Origin of the sequence: Candidatus Competibacter denitrificans Run_A_D11 (assembly GCF_001051235.1) — a bacterium.
GTDB lineage: Bacteria > Pseudomonadota > Gammaproteobacteria > Competibacterales > Competibacteraceae > Competibacter_A > Competibacter_A denitrificans.
On the sequence record NZ_CBTJ020000057.1, the window covers coordinates 54,566 to 74,388 of the forward strand.

The window sequence follows — 19,823 nt, forward strand, 5'->3', positions numbered from 1 at the left end:
AATCAACCTCCCTGATCGAAGCCAGGATAGAGGGTCATACCGCCGTCCACGTACAAGGTGGCGCCGGTGACATAATCGGAAGCATCCGAAGCCAGCCAGACCGCAGCTTGGGCGATGTCGTCGGGTTCCCCAACCCGGCGGTAAGGGATCAGCTTCAGCAAATCCGCTTCTGCCGCAGGCGTACTCCAAGCAGCGGCGTTGATCGGGGTCTTGATCGCGCCGGGTGAAATGGCGTTGACTCGAATGCGTTGCGGCGCCAGTTCCTGAGCCAAGGTTTTCATTAGCAGGCTGACGCCGCCCTTGGAGGCAGCGTAGTTGGCATGTCCGGCCCACGGGATAACATCATGCACCGAGGACATGCAAATGATTTTACCGGTGGCGCGTGACAGCTCCGGCGCGATGCCCCGATGCAGGAATTCACGGGCGGCGGCGCGCGAGCAGAGAAATTGGCCTGTCAAATTAATGTCGATGACCTGCCGCCAATCAGCCAGACTCATCTCGACCAGCGGTGCATCTTTTTGCAAGCCGGCATTATTGACCAAAATGTCAATACTATCCCAGGCTGCGAACATCTGGACGAACATCGCCTCGACGTCCTCTTCCCGGCTGACATCGGCACAAATTGCCATCGCTTCACCGCCGTTAGCCTGGATTTGCGCGACCACAGTTTGCGCTCGTTGTGCGCCACCGGCGTAATTGACCACAACTTTGGCTCCAGCCGCTGCCAGCGCCTTGGCAATGGCCGCGCCAATACCGGAACTGGCTCCAGTCACCAGGGCGCGCTGACCCTTCAAAAGGGGTTCACGGGTCTCAGTCAGCGACATAAATTTCTCCTTCAAGAAGATTCTGCATCCAATTCAATTGGATAGAATGGGTTTTATCGTAGTGGGACGCCATGGAAACGGCTTGGTTTTGTCTCGCGCCATCAAAGTGAGCAGGGCAGCCGATAGGTCGGCGCTTAAAACGCCGCCTATTCGCCATTTCCTTCAAATACCTGGGTTGGCATCAATAGCACGGTTAACGGATGGTTGATTCATGGCGATTCCTCACGCATTAAGTCAATAGCAGCTCAATAAAAATCTCTCGTAAAAAATCAGTATGATTTAATGGTGATTGACCTAATAAAAATTGGCCATCATCGAGAATTGTCGAGCAACGATTCCGGCGGATTTATTCATCCAACCGGAAAAGTGCCAGGCTCAATTGCAAATCCGCAATCAGCAACTTGGAAAATTGTTATCCTGATTGAATCCAATGCGCGGGCTTAACGTGCAACTGGTTTTAGCCATACTTGTCGCTGAAGACGACATGGAATTTTTAGCTGTGGGAGATGTGGCTTCTACTCCATTCCAAGGTGTGATAACGCGGGCTTCATTCCAAGCGCTGACAAAAGAGTTTTCCGATCCATGATATTGGATAGTTTGAACAGTGCTGGGGCTTACGCTGCCGTGGCTAGAAACGCTGGAGCCAGCGCTTGCAAAAACAGGGGTCATACCAAAAGCGGAAATTAGGATGATGTTGCGAATCGTCTTATTCATCGAGTGACTCCTCATAGGTTACTAGAGAGATAACAGCAGTGGTTAATCTCTATTTAGCAACCTCCATGCCATCTCAATTAAATAAAAATAAACATTACTATCAATTAGTTATAAATTATGCTGAAGTGCGCTTAAAAAGAGCAGCCGCGATATATCGTAAAGCTGTTAAATAACGTGGTCGGCTATTCTTTCCACTGCAAAGGAGGGTGTTTGCCCAGCTACGCGGCTTTCAATTGGGTTTGCAGAAAAAGCATCCGCGCAACTCTGGCTTTGCACAGTGCTCAGTCGTAGCGCGGTATTTTCTTTGGGGGCGTTATGGCGGGATGACCGCCATTTGATCGGCGGTCGATAGCACTTTGAGATCCTTAAGAACGCGCTTTAAGGTGAAGCGCTAATAAATTCCTCAATTGCTGCTGCCATTTCATTGGGCGCTTCGAGCATCGGAAAGTGGCTGCGAGCGGGCATGGTACGCACCTGGAACCACGGCTGCTCGGCACTGAATGCCTGTTGTGCTGCCAGATAATCTGGGCTGTCCGGCTGGGCATACAAATGCAATACGGATACCGGAGGTTTGAGAGTAGCCAGCGCATGCAGAGGGCTGGTGGCTTGAGCGTAAGCGGCGCTTATTTCCCGACCCGCGCGCGACCACATGTCGAAGCCGTAAGACCCCATATCCTCCCGCACGTAGTAGGAGAGTTCGGGAATAGCCAAGCCCCCGATCCACATCGCAAAGAGTTGTTCGCGGGTCTGCTGCCACCGCATTGAATCTTGAAGCGCCTGGAGTGCTTCAAGAAACGGGGGGGGCGCCGCAAACAGGATCCAGTCGAGCAACACCAGCTTACCGACTTGTGAGCCTAGCCGACGGTGCAGTTCGATGGCGACCCAACCCGCATGCGAAAGCGCGACGGGCACCACCCGCTTCGCACCACTGGCCGCAATCACCGCGAGGGCATCATCAACCAAAGCGCTTGCCCCAAAATCTCCATTGGGTGTTTCAGACTGCCCGTGTCCGCGCCAGTCGAGTACCAGCGTGCGTCGCTGTGCGGCGCACTGGGTAGCAAGTGGCGTAAAAACACGGCGACTGCCACACCAGCCCGGCAGGAAAAGGAGCGCGGGTTCGCCGGTGCCTGCGTCATCGTAGCTGATTCGCATTCCACCCGAGGTTGTTTCTGGCATCGATTTTCTCCAAATAAATAACGGTTAGTGAAATCGCTGAAGGGGATAAGTTCGCTGAGGAATTCGATCTATCGCAGTACGACGCTATTTCGTGGAGTGGTAGGAGAGTCTGTACCAATGCAGAGTGATCGAATGCAGTACATCAAGGCGGGGGTTAATTCAGGCAGATAATTTAGGCTTGCGGATACTTAACTTCTGCATCCGGGAACGCAAAGTGCTGGGATTCAAGTCCAAGATGGTCGCTGCCCCTTGTTCGCCTTCGATCACCCAGCGGGTCCGTTCCAGGATTTTCAGAATATAGGCCCGCTCCATCGCTTCAAAGGATAATAAGGGTTCGGTAGCAGTCGGCGTTTCTTGGGTTTCCAAACGCAGTTCGAGCGCATTATCGATTTCTAATAGCGGACCACGGGCGAGAATAGCAGCCCGCTCGATCACATTTTGCAGTTCGCGGATATTGCCGGGCCACGGGTAATTCAATAGCCGCTCGCACGCCCTGGGGGAGAGATCACGAATCGACTTGCCCATTTTTCGGGCGAACTTGTCTAGAAAAAATCGCGCCAGCAGCGGAATATCGGTCGGGCGCTCGGACAAAGAGGGCATACGAATCGGAAAAACATTCAGCCGGTAATACAGGTCAGCGCGAAAGCCACCTTCCTTGACCATCTTGGCCAAATCGCGATTGGTGGCGGCGACCAGTCGGACATTGACCTTTAGCGTCTGTACCCCGCCGACGCGCTCGAATTCCTGATCCTGCAACACCCGTAACAGCTTGGCCTGAGCGCCAGCCGTTAATTCGCCAACCTCATCCAGAAACAAAGTGCCGCCATCGGCCAGTTCAAAACGGCCCTTGCGCTGGGTGGTTGCGCCGGTAAAGGCGCCCTTCTCATGGCCGAACAGTTCGCTTTCTACCAGTTCGCCGGGCAAGGCGGCGCAATTGACCGGGACAAACAGCTTGTCCCGCCGGTCACTCATGTCGTGAATAGCCCGCGCGATGACGCTTTTACCAGTGCCGGTCTCGCCAGTCAGTAAGACTGTGGAATCGGTGCTTGCTACTTGTTCGGCATAGGCAAAAGCCTCCTGCATAGCGGGCGACTCGCCGACAATATGATCGGGGCTTTGTCGGGTTTTAATCTCCTCCTGAAGATAAACTTTTTCCAGTTGCAGCTTTTTGAGGGTTGCCTCCGACTGCCAGCGTTCGGTCATGTCCCGCAGGATCACGGTAAAAAACTGTCGGCCCTCAATCTTCAGTGGCGACAGCGTAGCCTCGACTGGAAATTCCTCGCCATCATGACGGCGTGCGGTCAATCCTTCAGGCGCCCATAGCTGTTGGGACGTCACCGTGGCCGGTTGGACAGCCAGGCAATAGCCCTTGAGCAGATTGCCAAACCGTTTGGACAGAAAAGGCTCGAAAGGCTGGCCGATAGCCTGCGCCGCCATGCAGCGGAAGATCTTTTCAGCGGCAGGATTAAACAAAGTAATGTGCTGTTCGGCGTCGAGGGTGATAATCGCGTCCATGGCGCTCGCCAAAATACTGGACAAGCGTTCCTCGCTCTTGCGCAGCGCCTGTTCAGCTTGCTTGCGCTCCAGCTCGGCGCGGGCGCGAGCGGCGAAAATGCGCATCAGCGCCAGGCCCCGAAATTCCTTGACGGTCGGTTGGTCATGCAAGATAGCCAAGTGGCCCATCATTTCGCGGCCCGACTCAGAGATCAGCGGCACGCCAAAATAACTTTCGATTCCCAAATCCTTGAGCCGCAGATGATGGGGAAACGCCTCCCATACCTTGTGGGTGTAATACACCGTTTCACCGCGCATCACGATCTCGCAGGGGGTATGTTCCAGATCGAATTCAATATTGTCGGCGGGTTTGTCATTGAACCAGAACGCCAAGGTACGGACTCGGGCGCCGCTCGGCAGCAATTCGCTGACGAAAGCGTGACGCACGTTCAGCCCCCGCGCCAGTTCTCGCACCAGGGCGCGGAAGAATTCGGCGCCGGTGGCGGTGGCGGTGCCCTCGACGATGGAACGCAAGGCCAGATGTATGGCGTCGCGCTCGTCGGCGGGTAGAAGTTCGATATCGCTGCGCGGCGTGGCGCGTCGGTCAGCAGAGATAACCATATCGTTCATGGTCAAACCTTTAGAAAACGGTTTTTCAGAAAGCGATCTTTCGTTTTATTTATAGCGGTTTTTGCTGAATTTTATAGGTGGTTCCGTTCTTTATCTTGTCCATTCCACTAGCAGTCACGATTGTTCCTAAAGAATGGAAAAAAGACAATGGGGTGTTTTTAGTCCACCCCATTGGAATCAGTAATGGCCACTGCGGGCTGTGAAAAAAGAGTGCCACTTAATAAGCAGCATTATTTGCTGTTGAAGCCCTGCCGAATTTCTTTTGCATCTAAAACGCCATCTTTGTTGGTATCCATTTTAGCCCAGGCTGCCATATCCTTACTATGCTTCATGTATTCTTCCTTGGTAATTTTACCATCATGGTTCTCATCCATTTCTTGTGCATTTTTCATGTTGAAGCCTTGGGCGAACGCAACACCCATAGCTAGAGTGGAAATCAGGATAACAGGCAGTTTGATCGACGTTTTCATTGCAATTTCCTCGATACTTTAGGTCTAGTACTCAGTGGTTGTACTGCCGCTTGCTGGGCGGTAGCGCTTCAGACGTGGATATCGATTCTGCGAATTGTCTTGTCCAACAAGGCTGGACAGATTGATATCCACGTCGGAAACTCTATCGTGAATTTCATTTACCAAAGCCCCTCCTTGACATAAAGCTTGCTCAATAAAGTCACCTGCAACAGGATGGCTTTTAGAAACGCCGACTGCATCCGCTCAATATCTTGAGGACTCAGCCCGTGATCGATCAGCAGAGTATTGGCTGTGGCGAGTAGGGGAAACGACAGGGCGATCAGATACCGAAAATCGGGTAACCGTGTGAGCAACGCTTGCGCTGATGGATTTAACGGGAGTTCGGCATACAATTGCCGAAGCCACAAGGACTCGTGCGGCGAAAGACAGGTTTCGGAAAGCCAGCGTTGAAAGATCTGGCGAAGCGGGGGGCAACTTTCCATGACGTTCCCCGCTGTCCCGTTATGTAATACGGCTAGCGCATCTGCAAGCGCTGGATAGGCCGCTACCATGCCGAGCACCCGGTCGAGATAATCATCGGCCTGCTCTTGCAGAATCCGCCATAGTTTGCGTAAGGCCCGCTCGTCAGCCGCGGAAAATAGGCCGATTCTCCAGAGTAATTCGATTTCTTCCACACTCGGAAAGCTCGCTGGAACCGTTTCGACCACGCTGACTGCATCGACGGGTTGCGCCTGGTTATTCATAGAGTGTCGATCTCGACGAGCGTGGGGAAAGGGCGGCTCAGCGGCGAATTAGCCGACCGATCCAATGATCCAGAGACAGCTTGCCAGGGCCGTGGCAGAAGGTGATGAACAGCAACAATCCCCAAACCTGATGATCTTTCAAACCCACTTCGGTCAGTTCGGGGTAGGAACTGACAGCGATGGCATTGAATACGAACAGCACCAGTGCGGCGTAGCGGGTTCCCAGACCCAGCAGTAGAAACACCGGCAGTAATAGCTCCGTCGCCGTGCCCATATAAGCCGCCAGCGTGGGCGGCAACAGTGGCACATGGTATTCATACTGGAACAGCGTGAACGTGCTCTCGGTTGGAAATACGCTCACTGGATAGGTGAAGGTATGCCCAAACAACGTGAAGCTACCGGTCAGGGTCTTGGTCAGACCGGACGCGAAGAACGCGCTGGCGACCCAGTAGCGAGCCATTAAATCGGCGACCGGCGTCAGCCGTTCGCCGATCTTGTGAACTAGGTCATCCGCTTTTTTCATCAGCGGCGCGGTTCTCGCCCAGAAAGAAAGAGGGGGTGGCTCGTCGAGCAGGTGGGTGGTGGCCATCATCGCGTTCTCCTGAAAGGGTTGAGGTCATCGGTGCTTACGCACGAAGTGAATGAAAACTGACGAGCGCGCCGTGCATGACATGCCGGCTAAAGCAGGCGGGTAAATCAAGGGTTGGTTGCGCGGCCATCGCCCGCTCGCAGGCCGTGGCGAAATCCTGCTGGTCGGCCAAAGCCTGGAGGAGGGTGAATTCGCCGTTTTCCAGCGGCCAAAATTCGATCTCTAAATTGTTGCGGCGGATAATCAGCAACTGGATGCCGCCTTCGCTCAAATCCACGGACGCATCGCCAGCGTCATCGTCTTGGTTAATCTGCCAGATGTGGAGAATTGGAAACGCCGACTTGAGCAAGCGGGCGGCGGGATGGAGTTGAAACTGCAATTCGCCTTGCCGTTCGGCCGGTACCTCAGCCAGCGCTGCCAAGTCGAGCGCCGGATGGCGAGCCGCATCAGCAACGTCGTGGTAGAGCCATTCCAGCCGCGCCACATCGGGGAGGTACGCTAGATGAGCGACCGACTCGAACGTCTCAAGAAAGTAAGGGAAATGTTCTCCGAAAACGTGTAGGTCGCCTGAATGGGACGGATGATGAATGCGGTATTGCGCCGCTGCGTACTGAAAAAACTTCTCACCCACTAACCGGCGGACGACCGGATACACCGCAGCGAGCGCACCATGCAGGTTCAATGCGACATTGTTGCGGTAAACCTGCAACCGGCGGTCGCCACTCAATCCCCGAGCTAGAATTTGATGGTCAAAATCCCCACTGCGTCCGTCCAGCACGGCGGCAGCAAAGCCTAATTGCAATTCACGCAGCCTGGACATGACATTCCTCCAGAATGGCATCGGCGTGCTCGGCCTCGGCGACCAGCACCGCCAGTTCGGGTAGATCGGTATCCCATTCGACCAAGGCTGGAATGGCGCCGAACCGCGCCACGGCCTGTCGATACAGCACCCACACCGCCGGATCGACTGGACGGCTATGCGTGTCGATCAAAATTTCACTGCCAGCAAAACGATTCACGGTAAAGCCAGCCAGATGGATTTCCCGGACGAGATGGCGCGGAATCGCCCGTAGATAAGCGCTGGCATCGAAGCCGTGGTTGCGGGCGCTGACGTAGATATTGTTGACATCGAGCAGTACGCCACAGCCGCTACGTTCGGCCAGCACCGTCAGAAATTCCCATTCAGGGATGGCCGACGCTGCGTATTGCAGATAGCTGGACGGGTTCTCGATCAGGATTTGCCGACCCAGCGCGTCTTGTACTTGCACCACACGCTTGCTGAAATGATCCAGCGCGTCTTCGGTATACGGCAGCGGTAACAGGTCGTTGAGATAGCGCCCACCGACTGAACTCCAGGATAAATGTTCCGAAACCAAGGTCGGCTCAAAACGCTGAATCAATCCTTTCAGTTTGGCGAGATGGCGCTGATTAAGCGGATCGGTCGAGCCGATGGATAGACCCACGCCGTGTAAGCTCAGGGCATAATGGGCGCGGATGCGCTCCAGATAATCCAAGGGCTTACCGCCTGCGCCAAAATAGTTCTCGCTGTGGACTTCCAACCAGCCGACCGGTGGCAAGGTTTCCAACACGGCGTCGTAGTGATCGGCCCGCAGGCCGATTCCGGCACGGGCCGGAATCGAGCTGGGACCAAGCCTGGACGCGCCTGGCTTGGTGCTCATAGCAATCGCCTTACGCCTTTGGCTGAGTGCTGCCGCCAATGATTTTTTCGCAGGTGCCCTTGGGAACGAACACCCAGGAATCCCCTTGACCGTCCTTGTTGGCCTGACCGGCGCACGCATGAGCATCGGTTTTGCAGTCATTCTTGCCCGCCTTAACGACGCCGTAACACTTCTCGGCATTTTTATCATCGGCGGCGACTGCTTGACTGGCATTGGCGACCAAACCAAGGGCGAAAACGCTGGCCAGGGCGGAATTGACGAGGGTTTTGCTATTCATACTATGTGACTCCTAAAGAGTGGATTGAAACCTACTACATTGCATCATTGTGGAATGGCGACATTCTCACAGTTGCCAGACCACGCTTATCAATACGCCGTCTGGGCTGGGTCTGGATGCACCGTCGAAATGAAAAAACCTAGTGAGGTTGACTCTGAGGTTCGAACGGTGACGACCTATAGCGATCTATTTCAAATGGCGTGCCAAGTGAAAAAAATAAAATATAAGCAATGTTTTTCAAATAGTTAATTAAATTATATGAAACAAAGGAAAGCGATACGAAGCTAAAGAGCTTCGCTATTTCGTGGCCACCGCGATATCACGCGGCCAAAAGGAAGGGTTCTAGTGGGTCACTTGCTTTGCTCGTCGCCATGACTGATTCACGAGGGATAAGCGATGAGTTGATAGCGAAGCAGGAAGGTAGCCATGGCCCGCAGTCCCAAGAACCCGCTGCGGCCGCTCCTTGAAGAGGAGCGTCAACAACTTATCCCTTGAGTCGAGGCCAAGCGATTGCGGCCAGCCCAGTGGCGCGCTAAAGCGGTGCTGGCGGTGGCGGTGGCGGATGGCCACAGCTACACCGATACCGCACGGGCGGCGGGTCGCCTATCGGGCGATGTGGTGGCGGCCTTGGTGGCGCGTTTCAATGCCGAAGGTCTGGCGGCGGTGGTCCCCCGGCAGGGGGGGTGGTCACCCGCGCGATGATACGTCCGTGGAGCGAGAACGGATTCTGGCGGACGCGCGTCGGCCCCCGGATCGCAAGTGCTTCGGGCGAAGAAATGAGTTTTTATCATTCAAGGTTAGAGAGATCGGGAGTGGAGAGAGAAAACGATCCGGGGCAGAATGTTTGAAAATGATTTTCAAATCGGCCTATTACGATAGGCTCGAACAAACTCTGCAAGCTCCGTTTTATCCAGTTTACCCACCACGCAGTAATTGATGCCCGCCTCCGCCCATAATTCCAGGCTGAAGCCTTCATCCAAAAACTGTTGAGGCACCGCTTTTGGGAGGGTTTCCGCCAGCCAGACAAACATGTTGATGGCAGTCGCGCCGCGCTGGTAGACGATGGCGGCCAGTTCGCGGTCATAGAGGTACTCCAAACGGCCGCCCACCAAAGTGAAACCTTGGGTGGAGATATCCTTGATGGGTGGTACAAAATTCAGCTTGTCTTGAAACCAGGCCCGGACAGTTGTCGGGTCAGAGGATGCGATATCCGTCAGGTGATCAGCGAGCAGCGAACGCGTATGTCCGGCGATGGCCTCATCAAAAAACCGCTCATCCTGACCGGACATCACTAAAAAGTAAGTCAGGCCCCCTGCGAGTACCGCCACGCTGGCGAGCGCCGTGCCGAATGCAAACCAACGTCTAGGGAACGATAATAGGGAAGGCGTCACCCGTTCAGCGGGCAACGCAGCCAGAACGCGGATTGGAAACCCTTTGGGCATCGCAAATTGTCCCGCCGCGTGTTTTTTGAGGGCTGCGCGCAGCGTCAATTGCCGCTTACGGACGCGCCGGCACGCTTCGCAAGTCGCTAAATGTTCACCCAGACGGACTGTCTCGGCGGGCGACAACTCGCCATCAAGATCCCCGTGCAATAGAACCCGGAAAGCGTCGCAGTGCATCAAGATTCCCCACTTTGATCCGCCAGGTATTTCCACAACAGCGCCCGTCCGCGCGCCAGGCGCGACATGACTGTGCCCGTGGGTATAGCCACAATATCAGCAATCTCGCGGTAAGAATAACCTTCCAATTCTCTGAGGACGATGACCTCTTTAAATTCTATCGGCAACCGTTCCAGGGCCTGACAAACGCGCTGCTGGCTCTCTTCCCGCAATAACCAAGCCACGGGATCCTCATTCGGTTGATGGACCGACGAACCGTCCTCCTCCAAGCTGTGCATCGTTTCATCAAATTCTTCGGTAACGGGTCCGCGCTGGCGACGTTTCAGCCAGCGGTAACAGGCATGGCGAACGATGGTCAAGAGCCACGCCTTGCCGTTTTCGCCTTCAAAGCCGGCAATGGACGTAAACGCCGAGACACAAGCCTCCTGTACTAGATCTTGCGCATCGCTCTCGTCGCGAACCAGCCAGCGCGCCAGTCGATAAGCCGCGCTCAGGTGCGGCAGCACGACCGTTTTGAAACGCCTGGCCCGCGAGAATTCAGCCAATTCTAATACCTCATCAGTGAGAAGCCCCAGATCCGTATTTTTATTCCCGTCCGGGGTCATGTCGGTTCAAGAATTTTTCCACTCGGCCGGAATAAATTCGCTCGAAGCGGTATTCAGTCCTCATGAGAGCCAAACGAATGCCTGAATTTCAGCGCCATCGCTCGAATAGTAGCAGGGCGCTGGTGCGAGTTCAGTAGGCCGCTCACCGAGTAGTCGCCAGCACCCCTAGCGCGGTAACTGGGCCTTTTCGACCGAACCACGGCGCATCGTCTCGTTCGGCGGATCGTTCACAAAATCGCTACCGTGCTGTTGATTTCCGTTCTCATTACATCAGGAGAATTTCCATGGGTCTTGAACCGAATGTTGGCCCGGCCACCGCATCGACCGGCGCCGCCATTGATTTCAATGCAATCAAGCAACGCCAGCAGGCCACTTGGGCCAGCGGGGATTTCGCGATGATCGGGGTAACCCTCCAGATCGTCGGCGAGTCGCTGGCCGAAGCGGCTGAGGTGCGCGCCGACGAGCGGGTGTTGGATGTGGCGGCCGGTAACGGCAACGCGACGCTAGCGGCCGCTCGCCGCTTCGCGCAAGTTACCTCGACCGACTACGTACCGCATTTGCTCGAAAAAGGCGCCGCGCGCGCAGCGGCCGAAGGTTTGGACATTCGATTCCAAACGGCAGACGCCGAAGCGCTACCTTTTGCTGACGGTTCTTTCGATGTCGCGCTCTCCACCTTCGGCGCGATGTTTGCCCCCGATCAGACTCAAGCAGCGCGCGAGCTGCTGCGCGTGGTGCGTGGCGGCGGCCGGATTGGTATGGCCAATTGGACGCCTGAAGGCTTTATTGGCCGATTGTTTAAGCTGATCGCCTGCTACGCTCCGCCACCGGCTGGTCTTAAATCTCCGGTGCTGTGGGGTTTCGAACCGCGCCTTAAGGAACTGTTCGGAGCTGAGGCTAGCGCCATTCACTGCGCGCGGCGAAATTTCAATTTTCGCTATCGTTCAGCCGCTCATTGGATCGAGGTGTTTCGTAACTACTACGGGCCGACGCACAAGGTGTTTGCCGCGCTCGATGCGGCTCGCCAAGCTGATTTGACCGCCGATCTGACGACCCTATTGGAAGAGTTTAACCTCGGTGGCCTTCACTCCTTGGTGGTGCCGGGCGAATATCTTGAAATCGTGATCGCGAAAAAACCGGTTCCCTAATCAATTGCAGGCGTTCGTGTAGATCACGATCTCGAACGCCTTTTCAAACTTTTCCGGCGGCCAATTCGCCACCACTTGCCCCAATTGTTATGGCGGATGGAACATGCATTGTTCCATCACTTTGAACCGACCTAACGAATGGAACCCACCATTATTTTATTTCCGCACGAGCGCCAAACGGACTTTTCAATTTTATTCGCCATACCGGAATAAATGAGGCTCGAACGGTATTTAGCTATATGAGAGCCAAACGAGCGGACGGATTCAAGTCCCATTGGGTGTCCGCCAAGACGCTGGCGCACAGGCCGCCGATTTCTTAGCGAGCGGTCGCTAGCTGCCAGGCGATCAGTCATTTTCCATTGATCCACGGAGAACTCTTATGTTGAGTAGAACGTTAAGTCTCGCGATGCTAGCACTGACCTTGGGGATCGCTCCATCCGCTCGGGCGGATACGAGCGTTTACGAGCAGAAAAATTTAGTGTCCGACCGAGCAGGTGCTGCTGCCAATACCGATCCGAAGCTCGTCAATGCTTGGGGCATCGCCTTCAACCCCAACGCTCTAGTTTGGGTAGCCAACACTGGAACCGGTACCTCCACACTTTACGACGGTGCGGGAACGCCTTCTACCTTGGTCGTTACTATTCCTGGCGGCAACCCGACCGGAATCGTCTTCAACAGCTCCAATGATTTCGTGGTCGGCGCTAACCCCAGCCGCTTCATCTTCGCTACCGAAAGCGGCACTCTGGCGGCTTGGGCACCCGCTCCTTCCTCTCCCCCGCCCACCATCGCCGTCACCGTCCACGATAATTCAACTGCCGGTGCGATTTATAAAGGTCTTGCCTTGGCTGCGAATGGTACCGGGCATTTCCTCTACGCAACGGATTTTCACAATAACAAAATCGTCGTCTTCGACAAGGATTTCAAACCTGTCACGCTTTCGGGTTCTTTCAGCGACCCGAGCTTGCCTTCTGGTTTCGCACCGTTTGGTATCCAAAACCTTAATGGTGATCTTTATGTAACCTACGCCCAACAAGACCACAATCGGGAAGATGATGTGGCGGGTCGCGGCCTTGGCTTCATCAATGTCTTCGATGCCAATGGCCATCTCGTGCGGCGTTTGGCGTCACGCGGCACGCTTAATGCGCCTTGGGGGATGGCGATTGCTCCCGCCAGCTTTGGTCGGTTTAGCAATCATTTACTCGTCGGTAATTTCGGAGATGGGGCCATTAGCGCTTATGAACTCATAACCGGTAAGTTTCACGGTCGATTGCAGCAAGCCGACCGCCAGCCCCTCCGGATCGACGGCCTTTGGGGCTTGAGTTTCGGCAATGGTGTTGCCAATCAACCGACTAACACCTTGTTTTTTACCGCCGGTCCCAATGACGAGCAGCACGGCCTTTACGGCCGGATTGATGTGATTACCGCCCATAATGGAAATGATGATTCTCTCAAGGAAAGTGACATCAGCACTGATGATTCGGGTAACAGCGGAAATGACGATCCGGAACCTTATCGCTAGTCACTCGTAGTACCGACCGACCTCAATGCGCCCGTGAAGTCCAGGAAATTCAACAATGAACATTTTAAAATTCACATTTTGGCCCAGGAATTCAATAGGGAATACATCTTGCCGTAGCACTGCCTTGCGGTCGGTTATCGTCCTGTTTGCAGTCGGCTGCACGTCGAAACTCCTCGTGCCGCCCGATGTGCCGACGATGCTCCAGCCGCCTCAAGATCAATCAGTCTTTCTAGAGGCGTGGGCGACGGGTGTACAAATCTATGAGTGTATCGCCAAGCCTGAAGCCCCCTCGGGCTTCGGGTGGAATTTCAAAGCACCAGAGGCCACGCTGACGGATCGCGCAGGTCATCCCATCGGCAAACACTATGCCGGGCCGACTTGGGAATCCATCGATGGGAGTACCGTGGTCGGTGAACTTAAGTCACGCAATCCCGGCCCGGAGCCGTCCGCCATTCCCTGGTTACTCTTGACCGCTAAATCGACTACGGGCGCAGGCGATTTCAGCCGCGTCCAGAGCATTCAGCGGGTCCATACCACAGGCGGCATCGCACCCTTGCAGCCTTGTTCTTCCCGCAATGTACAGCAGACGGTGCGTGTACCGTATGCAGCCACTTACTACTTTTATCGCACAACGCTCTAATCAAATAGCACGCTCAACTAGAACTTGTTGAGCCGAATCCATTACACGCTGACGTACTTTACAACCACTGTGAGATATTTAGCCATGACCCAGCTATTACTCATTATCTGTGTGGCGCGCGGATCGCATCAAGGCTAATTAGAATTGGGTTTGAGACAATAGTATATCGGAGGTTAAAGGGTATTTCCTCTTTGGCGACACGGTACTGGATAAGCATCACTCCCAATGAATCGTATGGAGGCGTTGCGAATGAAATGCCAAGGCTATTATCAATAGGTGTTGGGGTTGGGGTTGTGCGTTCTTGGCCTGGGTTCAGGCCAAATTTGACCGTTCAAACTGAACACATCACCTTGTCAATACAAGCACACCTTGTTGAGAGATTACTTCATTGAGCATAAAAATTTATTACTTAATATGATCTTTGCGTAAGTTCTATTGGTTTTAAGTTTTCAGAAAAATTGGCAAGAAAATTGCTAAAACTACCTACCTTCACATCAAGACCTTCGTATTTTTTACACCTTAAGGATTAAAACATGGCCTGTAATACTTTTGTAGCTATTCGATTTACACCCTCTTATGCTCGGCAAACAGAATGGCCTGATCATTTTGAAAAAGTATGTGACATATTGGGTTTAAAAACCCAATCTCCGGCTCCCAAGGATTTTGTTGAGGCCGTTTGTAATTGGCAAAAATCCCATCCGCCTCTTGTCGCTGATGGGATATTGGGGCCGGCCACTTGGCGTTCCATGTACCCAATCATCAAGAAATATCAGCGTGGAGCAGCACGAGTAGGTGCTCGACCTGAGTGGGTAAATCGTATTAAATCGCAGAATACTGTTTCGGCTCCTCAAGGCTTTTCTGAAACCATAAACACTGCGATCAACAAGGCCGCCAATCAGGTAGCGGAAGGCATCAAGACTGTAATATCCGGTCCAAAAATCCCCATGGGCCCGTTACCTCCACCGACGGTACTACCCAATGCCGAAGATCTTTTGATTAAAGAAATGGTGGCACTTCTCAGGCATGATTCCCATACCCCAGTTGAAGTCAGTATCCGCTATGTTCAACATGTGACGTCTATCCATATTGCCGATACTATTTCGACTCAATCCGTTTTATCACCTTGGGTGAGCTTAGTAGGTACGCTCAAGGTAGGCCAAGTGTGGCCAGGCATAAAAGGAGGGGTGAGGATCATTCTTAGTTTAACGCCTGGATTCTCTCTGGATAACACCTTGGTAGGGGAAGTGGTTTTTGTCACCGAAAGTGGTCGATTTTACGCGCAGAATCTTGAAGGGTGGGTGAATGATTACACAGCGGCATTTATCAGTGGGCTGACCCGCTCCTTAACCCCACTCAAAACAATGCTTGATATCGAAGCTAAATTTTTATTGGGTGCAATATCGGCAACGAGCGGCTACGCAGCTTTATTTGTTGTCACAGCCAGTGTAGTCCCATGGTGTTATAAAAATCAAACGGCCATTCGAATTAGTGTGGCTGCTGTCTATGTCTTATATGAAGCCTGTCAAGTTATCAAAACCCTCGCCCCGAAGCTGTATGATAAAGTATTTTGGGTGTGTCTAAAACGAATTTTATCGGAGATTCCTAATTCGGCATTACGCGATGAAAAAATTATGGCCTTTTTCGTGGGTCAGATGATATGGAAATTAGGTAAGGCAGCCTTGACGAAAGATTTTAGTGCGGGCCTGGATACACTCAAATTGTTAGCGAAATATATCGTAGTGGCTTTGGGAAAGGCGGCTATACCGATAGTAAGTGCGGCCGCAAAAGCGGTTCCTGGTGCTGCCAAGCATATAAATGCCGACCAACAATTGGTAAAGGATTTACGTGATATTGGTATCTCAATCATTGTGGAGGAAGCCTATGCAATTAACCAAGAAATTAAAAAACATACCCAAAAAATACAAGAACAACTCGAAAAGCTTAAAAAGGCTTTAGAGCAATTGGCGGGCACACTAACCGCGCTGTAGTAGGGTTTTTTGTTCTAATGATATGGATGAGGGCTAGCTACGTTGGCAGTATCTAGGGCCTTCTTGAGCGATGAATCGTCTAATCCAGACTGCGCGAGTTGCGAGGGTTCTGATGTACGCGATTACCCACAAATCATCCTGAGGGGACGAAGGCTTGTTGAATGGCGGCGATGCCGCAGCCAGTGCCAAAGTGGGCTATTGCACTGGCTGCGGCATCGCCACCTCGTTTAGGCAAACGGGGGCAAACCCTTGCCTCGCTCAACGGTGTCTTAAAAAACCACCTGCGGCACCGTGCCGACGGGCGCAAGGTGGCCACGCTGGCAGATGGCTGACTGAAAATGGCTCGGTCAAAGCCACCGCGCAATAGCTACGGTTTGGATGGCCGGCATAGACCCCAGGCAACCAATCGCCAGATGGCTCGCCTTCGGGGGCACTTGCCGATATAAAGTGACCTCTTTGTCGAAGGTTGCGAGCCGTACCCCATGCCCATCAAAAAATCCGACCTCTATTCTTCCCTCTGGGCCTCCTGCGATGAACTGCGTGGCGGCATGGATGCCAGCCAATACAAGGACTACGTTCTGTTCATGCTGTTCATCAAGTACATCAGCGACAAGTACGCTCACAGCGATGACTTTGCCCCGCCGGTCGTCATTCCCAAAGGGGCCAGTTTCAAGGACATGATCGCCCTTAAGGGCAAGAGCGACATCGGCGACAAGATCAACACCCAGATCATCCAACCCCTGATCGATGCCAACATCCGCTTGGCGCACAGCGACTTCCCGGACTTCAACGACCCCAACAAGCTGGGCGAAGGGTCGGCGATGGTGGAACGTCTGTCTAACCTGATCAGCATTTTCCAGAAGCCGGAGCTGGATTTCTCGAAGAATCGCGCCGAACACGACGACATCCTCGGCGACGCCTACGAATACCTGATGCGTCACTTCGCCCAGGATTCCGGCAAGAGCAAGGGGCAGTTCTACACGCCGTCCGAAGTCAGCCGGGTGATCGCCAAGGTGATCGGCATTGCGCCGGAGAACACCAAGGCCGCCACCACCGCCTACGATCCGACCTGCGGCTCCGGCTCGCTGTTGCTGAAAGTCGCCGCCGAAGCCGGTCGCAAGATCACCCTGGAAGGGCAAGAAAAAGATGTCACCACCGCCGGCCTGGCGCGGATGAACATGATCCTGCATGACTTCCCCACCGCCACCATCCTCTCTGGCAACACCCTGGCGGCCCCCAAGTTCAAGGAGGGCGAGCGACTGCGCACCTACGACTACGTGGTCGCCAACCCGCCCTTTTCCGACAAGACCTGGAGCACCGGCCTGGCCCCGGAGGACGACCTTTATCAGCGTTTCAGTTGGGGCGCGCCGCCCGCCAAGCAGGGCGATTATGCCTACCTGCTGCACATCATCCGCAGCATGAAGGGCGCCGGCAAGGCCGCCTGCATCCTGCCCCACGGCGTGCTGTTCCGAGGCAATGCCGAGGCGGTCATCCGCCAGCGACTGGTGCGCTCCGGCATCCTCAAGGGCATCATCGGCTTACCCGCTAACCTCTTCTACGGTACCGGCATCCCCGCCTGCATCCTGGTGCTGGACAAGGAAAACGCCACCGCCCGCAAGGGGGTGTTCATGATCGACGCCAGTAAGGGCTACATCAAGGACGGTAACAAGAACCGCCTGCGCGAGCAGGACATCCACAAGATCGTGGACACCTTCACCCGGCAGGTCGATACTCCGCGCTATGCCCGCAGGGTGCCCTTTGCCGAGATTGCTGACGCGAAGAACGATTTCAATCTTAACCTGCCGCGCTATATCGACAGCAGCGAACCGGAAGACCTTCAGGACATCAATGCCCACCTCAACGGCGGCATCCCGGAGCGGGACATTGATGCCTTTGCCGCAGACTGGCAGCAAATGCCCGGCTTGCGCGCGGCGTTGTTTGAATCGGCCGGCCGCCCTGGCTACGCGCGTCTCACGCGGCCGCTGACCGAGATCAAGGCCACCATCCTCCGTCACGCGGAGTTCATCGCCTTTACCGAAAAGGTGAACACGCTGTTCAGCAAATGGCGCGAAGCGCTCACACCCAAGCTGGTGGGTTTTGCTCAGAACGATCATCCCAAGGCCCTGATCGGCACCGTCTCCGAGACCCTGCTCGCCACCTTCCAGGCCGCGCCCCTGCTCGATCCCTACGCGGTTTATCAGCACCTGATGGACTACTGGGCGGAAACCATGCAAGACGACGCCTATCTGATCGCCGCTGATGGCTGGGTGGCCAAACCAGCGCGTATCGTCGAAACCGACAAGAAGGGTAAAAAGAAGGATAAGGGCTGGGCCTGCGAGCTGATCCCCAAGCCCTTTCTCGTTGCCCGCTACTTTGCCCAGCAACAGGCGGCGCTGGAGGCCAAACAGGCCGAACTTGAAGCTGTCGCCAGCCAGGTTAGCGAACTGGAAGAGGAACACGGAGGTGAGGATGCCGCCTTTTCCGGCTTCGAGAAGATCAACGCCGCCCAAGTGAAAGATCGCATCAACGAAATCGGTCATGATCCCGACGCCAAGGACGAACTGGCGGTGCTGAGGCAATGGCTCCAGTTGAGCGACCAAGAAAGCAAGCTCAAGAAAGCGGTCAAGGAACTGGACGTCCAACTCGACCAGCAGGCCCATGACCACTACGCTAAGCTGAGCGTGGCGGAGATCAAAACGCTGGTGGTCGATGACAAATGGCTGGCACGGATTGCTGCCGACCTGCAAGGCGAACTCGACCGTGTAGGCCAAACTCTGACCGGGCGCATCCGCGAACTGGCTGAACGTTACGCCACGCCGCTGCCGCAACTGGTGGATGAGGTGGCCGTGCTGTCGGCCAAGGTGGAGGAACACCTCAAGCGGATGGGGGCGGTATGGAGGTGAGGCCTGAACTTAAGCGCACTGCTGCCTTAGCCCTACCTGAAGACTGGGATATTCGAAAAATTTTTGAGATCGCTGGGTATCAAAAGGCCCGCTTTAATGATGGCGACTGGGTGGAGGCTGAACATATCACTGACAAAGGTATCAGGTTAATTCAGACGGGAAACATTGGTGTCGGGCGATATGTAGAGAAAGAAGGGAAGAAATACATATACAAAGCTTCGTTTGAGAAACTTAAGTGTAAGCTATTAATTGTCGGTGATTTGTTGATTTGCCGCCTTTCCGAGCCGGCTGGTCGTGCATGTATCTTGCCTGATCTGGGTGAGGGAAACGTCATTACATCTGTGGATGTAACGATTTTTAGGCCGAATCCTGATAGTGCGGACCGTGAGTATCTTGTGCAGTACTTCTCAACACCGCAGTGGTTCGATGCAGTTCTAGAGCACGTTGGTGGGACGACACATAAGAGAATATCTCGTGGTGCGCTTGGAAAAATATCAATTCCTATAGGAGTTACGCAGTTGAAATTCTAAGTGATTGATTAATAGAAGATTTCTGTTGTCTGCTGCACAGGTCGATTTCTTTTAAAATCAGAGCGTTAGAGACCCAACTGCGTAACTCCTATCCTATTCCAAATCGGATAGAAGAACAACGCGCCATCGCCACCGCCCTGTCGGATGTAGATGCGCTGCTCGACGGCCTGACCCGCCTGATCGCCAAGAAGCGCGACCTCAAACAGGCCACTATGCAGCAACTCCTTACCGGGCAAACCCGACTGCCGGGGTTTAGCGGGGAGTGGGAGGTGAGGTAT

General features: G+C 54.2%; 20 protein-coding genes. 7 read left to right on the plus strand and 13 right to left on the minus strand.

All coding sequences use genetic code 11. The annotated features are described in order from the left end of the window. Positions 1-2: 2 nt before the first annotated feature. From BN873_RS12605 to BN873_RS12645, 10 genes are all read right to left on the minus strand, one after another. Complete coding sequence (locus BN873_RS12605; RefSeq protein WP_048674196.1) at positions 3-824, minus strand: glucose 1-dehydrogenase; 822 nt, start codon at positions 822-824, stop codon at positions 3-5. A gap of 393 nt (positions 825-1,217) precedes the next feature. After that, complete coding sequence (locus BN873_RS20120; protein WP_139031716.1) at positions 1,218-1,538, minus strand: hypothetical protein; 321 nt, start codon at positions 1,536-1,538, stop codon at positions 1,218-1,220. Positions 1,539-1,916: 378 nt separating this feature from the next. Continuing rightward, the gene (locus BN873_RS12610) at positions 1,917-2,714 is read right to left on the minus strand and encodes an alpha/beta fold hydrolase (RefSeq protein ID WP_048674198.1); all 798 of its coding nucleotides are present in this window, start codon (positions 2,712-2,714) and stop codon (positions 1,917-1,919) included. A 159-nt stretch (positions 2,715-2,873) separates the two neighbouring features. Further along, positions 2,874-4,838: a sigma-54-dependent Fis family transcriptional regulator gene (locus BN873_RS18835; protein ID WP_053085345.1), complete on the minus strand. Its 1,965-nt coding sequence runs from the start codon at positions 4,836-4,838 to the stop codon at positions 2,874-2,876. Positions 4,839-5,068: 230 nt separating this feature from the next. Beyond that, the gene (locus BN873_RS12620; RefSeq protein ID WP_048674200.1) at positions 5,069-5,308 is read right to left on the minus strand and encodes an EF-hand domain-containing protein; all 240 of its coding nucleotides are present in this window, start codon (positions 5,306-5,308) and stop codon (positions 5,069-5,071) included. Positions 5,309-5,466: 158 nt separating this feature from the next. Next, positions 5,467-6,051: a protoglobin domain-containing protein gene (locus BN873_RS12625; RefSeq protein WP_048674202.1), complete on the minus strand. Its 585-nt coding sequence runs from the start codon at positions 6,049-6,051 to the stop codon at positions 5,467-5,469. Positions 6,052-6,088: 37 nt separating this feature from the next. Next, positions 6,089-6,643, minus strand: coding sequence for a DoxX family protein (locus tag BN873_RS12630; RefSeq protein WP_053085346.1), 555 nt, complete (start codon positions 6,641-6,643; stop codon positions 6,089-6,091). Between the two features lie 34 nt (positions 6,644-6,677). Further along, complete coding sequence (locus BN873_RS12635; protein ID WP_048674204.1) at positions 6,678-7,460, minus strand: HvfC/BufC N-terminal domain-containing protein; 783 nt, start codon at positions 7,458-7,460, stop codon at positions 6,678-6,680. Beyond that, positions 7,444-8,319 (minus strand): MNIO family bufferin maturase, encoded by an 876-nt coding sequence (gene bufB, locus BN873_RS12640; RefSeq protein WP_048674206.1) that lies wholly within the window; start codon positions 8,317-8,319, stop codon positions 7,444-7,446. The genes BN873_RS12635 and bufB overlap by 17 nt, the downstream gene beginning before the upstream one ends. A gap of 10 nt (positions 8,320-8,329) precedes the next feature. Next, positions 8,330-8,596 carry a BufA1 family periplasmic bufferin-type metallophore gene (locus BN873_RS12645; protein WP_048674208.1) on the minus strand — a complete coding sequence of 89 codons (267 nt, stop codon included), beginning with the start codon at positions 8,594-8,596 and terminating at the stop codon, positions 8,330-8,332. Positions 8,597-9,106: 510 nt separating this feature from the next. On the opposite strand from BN873_RS12645, the gene BN873_RS12650 reads away from it, so the two are divergent. After that, a complete protein-coding gene (locus BN873_RS12650) occupies positions 9,107-9,298 on the plus strand; it encodes a helix-turn-helix domain-containing protein (RefSeq protein WP_048674210.1) in 192 nt (63 codons plus the stop codon). A 155-nt stretch (positions 9,299-9,453) separates the two neighbouring features. On the opposite strand, the gene BN873_RS12655 is transcribed toward BN873_RS12650, so the two are convergent. After that, the gene (locus tag BN873_RS12655; protein WP_048674212.1) at positions 9,454-10,215 is read right to left on the minus strand and encodes an anti-sigma factor family protein; all 762 of its coding nucleotides are present in this window, start codon (positions 10,213-10,215) and stop codon (positions 9,454-9,456) included. Next, positions 10,215-10,760, minus strand: coding sequence for a sigma-70 family RNA polymerase sigma factor (locus BN873_RS12660; protein WP_048674259.1), 546 nt, complete (start codon positions 10,758-10,760; stop codon positions 10,215-10,217). Before BN873_RS12660 ends, BN873_RS12655 begins: the two co-directional genes overlap by 1 nt. Positions 10,761-11,104: 344 nt before the next feature. Between BN873_RS12660 and BN873_RS12665 the strand changes: the two genes are divergently transcribed. The 6 genes from BN873_RS12665 (at position 11,105) to BN873_RS12690 (ending at position 19,545) form a co-directional block, all read left to right on the plus strand. Beyond that, the gene (locus BN873_RS12665; RefSeq protein WP_048674214.1) at positions 11,105-11,965 is read left to right on the plus strand and encodes a class I SAM-dependent methyltransferase; all 861 of its coding nucleotides are present in this window, start codon (positions 11,105-11,107) and stop codon (positions 11,963-11,965) included. A gap of 379 nt (positions 11,966-12,344) precedes the next feature. Beyond that, entirely contained in the window at positions 12,345-13,484 is a 1,140-nt protein-coding gene (locus BN873_RS12670; protein ID WP_082161272.1) for a TIGR03118 family protein, read from the plus strand. Between the two features lie 124 nt (positions 13,485-13,608). Continuing rightward, the gene (locus BN873_RS12675; RefSeq protein ID WP_048674216.1) at positions 13,609-14,124 is read left to right on the plus strand and encodes a DUF3455 domain-containing protein; all 516 of its coding nucleotides are present in this window, start codon (positions 13,609-13,611) and stop codon (positions 14,122-14,124) included. 533 nt (positions 14,125-14,657) lie between these two features. Then, complete coding sequence (locus BN873_RS12680; RefSeq protein ID WP_139031717.1) at positions 14,658-16,112, plus strand: peptidoglycan binding domain-containing protein; 1,455 nt, start codon at positions 14,658-14,660, stop codon at positions 16,110-16,112. 482 nt (positions 16,113-16,594) lie between these two features. Further along, positions 16,595-19,015 carry a type I restriction-modification system subunit M gene (locus BN873_RS12685; protein ID WP_048674219.1) on the plus strand — a complete coding sequence of 807 codons (2,421 nt, stop codon included), beginning with the start codon at positions 16,595-16,597 and terminating at the stop codon, positions 19,013-19,015. Then, complete coding sequence (locus BN873_RS12690; RefSeq protein WP_048674221.1) at positions 19,006-19,545, plus strand: restriction endonuclease subunit S domain-containing protein; 540 nt, start codon at positions 19,006-19,008, stop codon at positions 19,543-19,545. The genes BN873_RS12685 and BN873_RS12690 overlap by 10 nt, the downstream gene beginning before the upstream one ends. Positions 19,546-19,610: 65 nt before the next feature. Here BN873_RS12690 and BN873_RS20435 read toward each other — a convergent pair whose 3' ends face one another. Beyond that, positions 19,611-19,781, minus strand: a complete 171-nt coding sequence (locus BN873_RS20435) for a hypothetical protein (protein WP_171820474.1) — start codon at positions 19,779-19,781, stop codon at positions 19,611-19,613. Positions 19,782-19,823 lie beyond the last annotated feature (42 nt).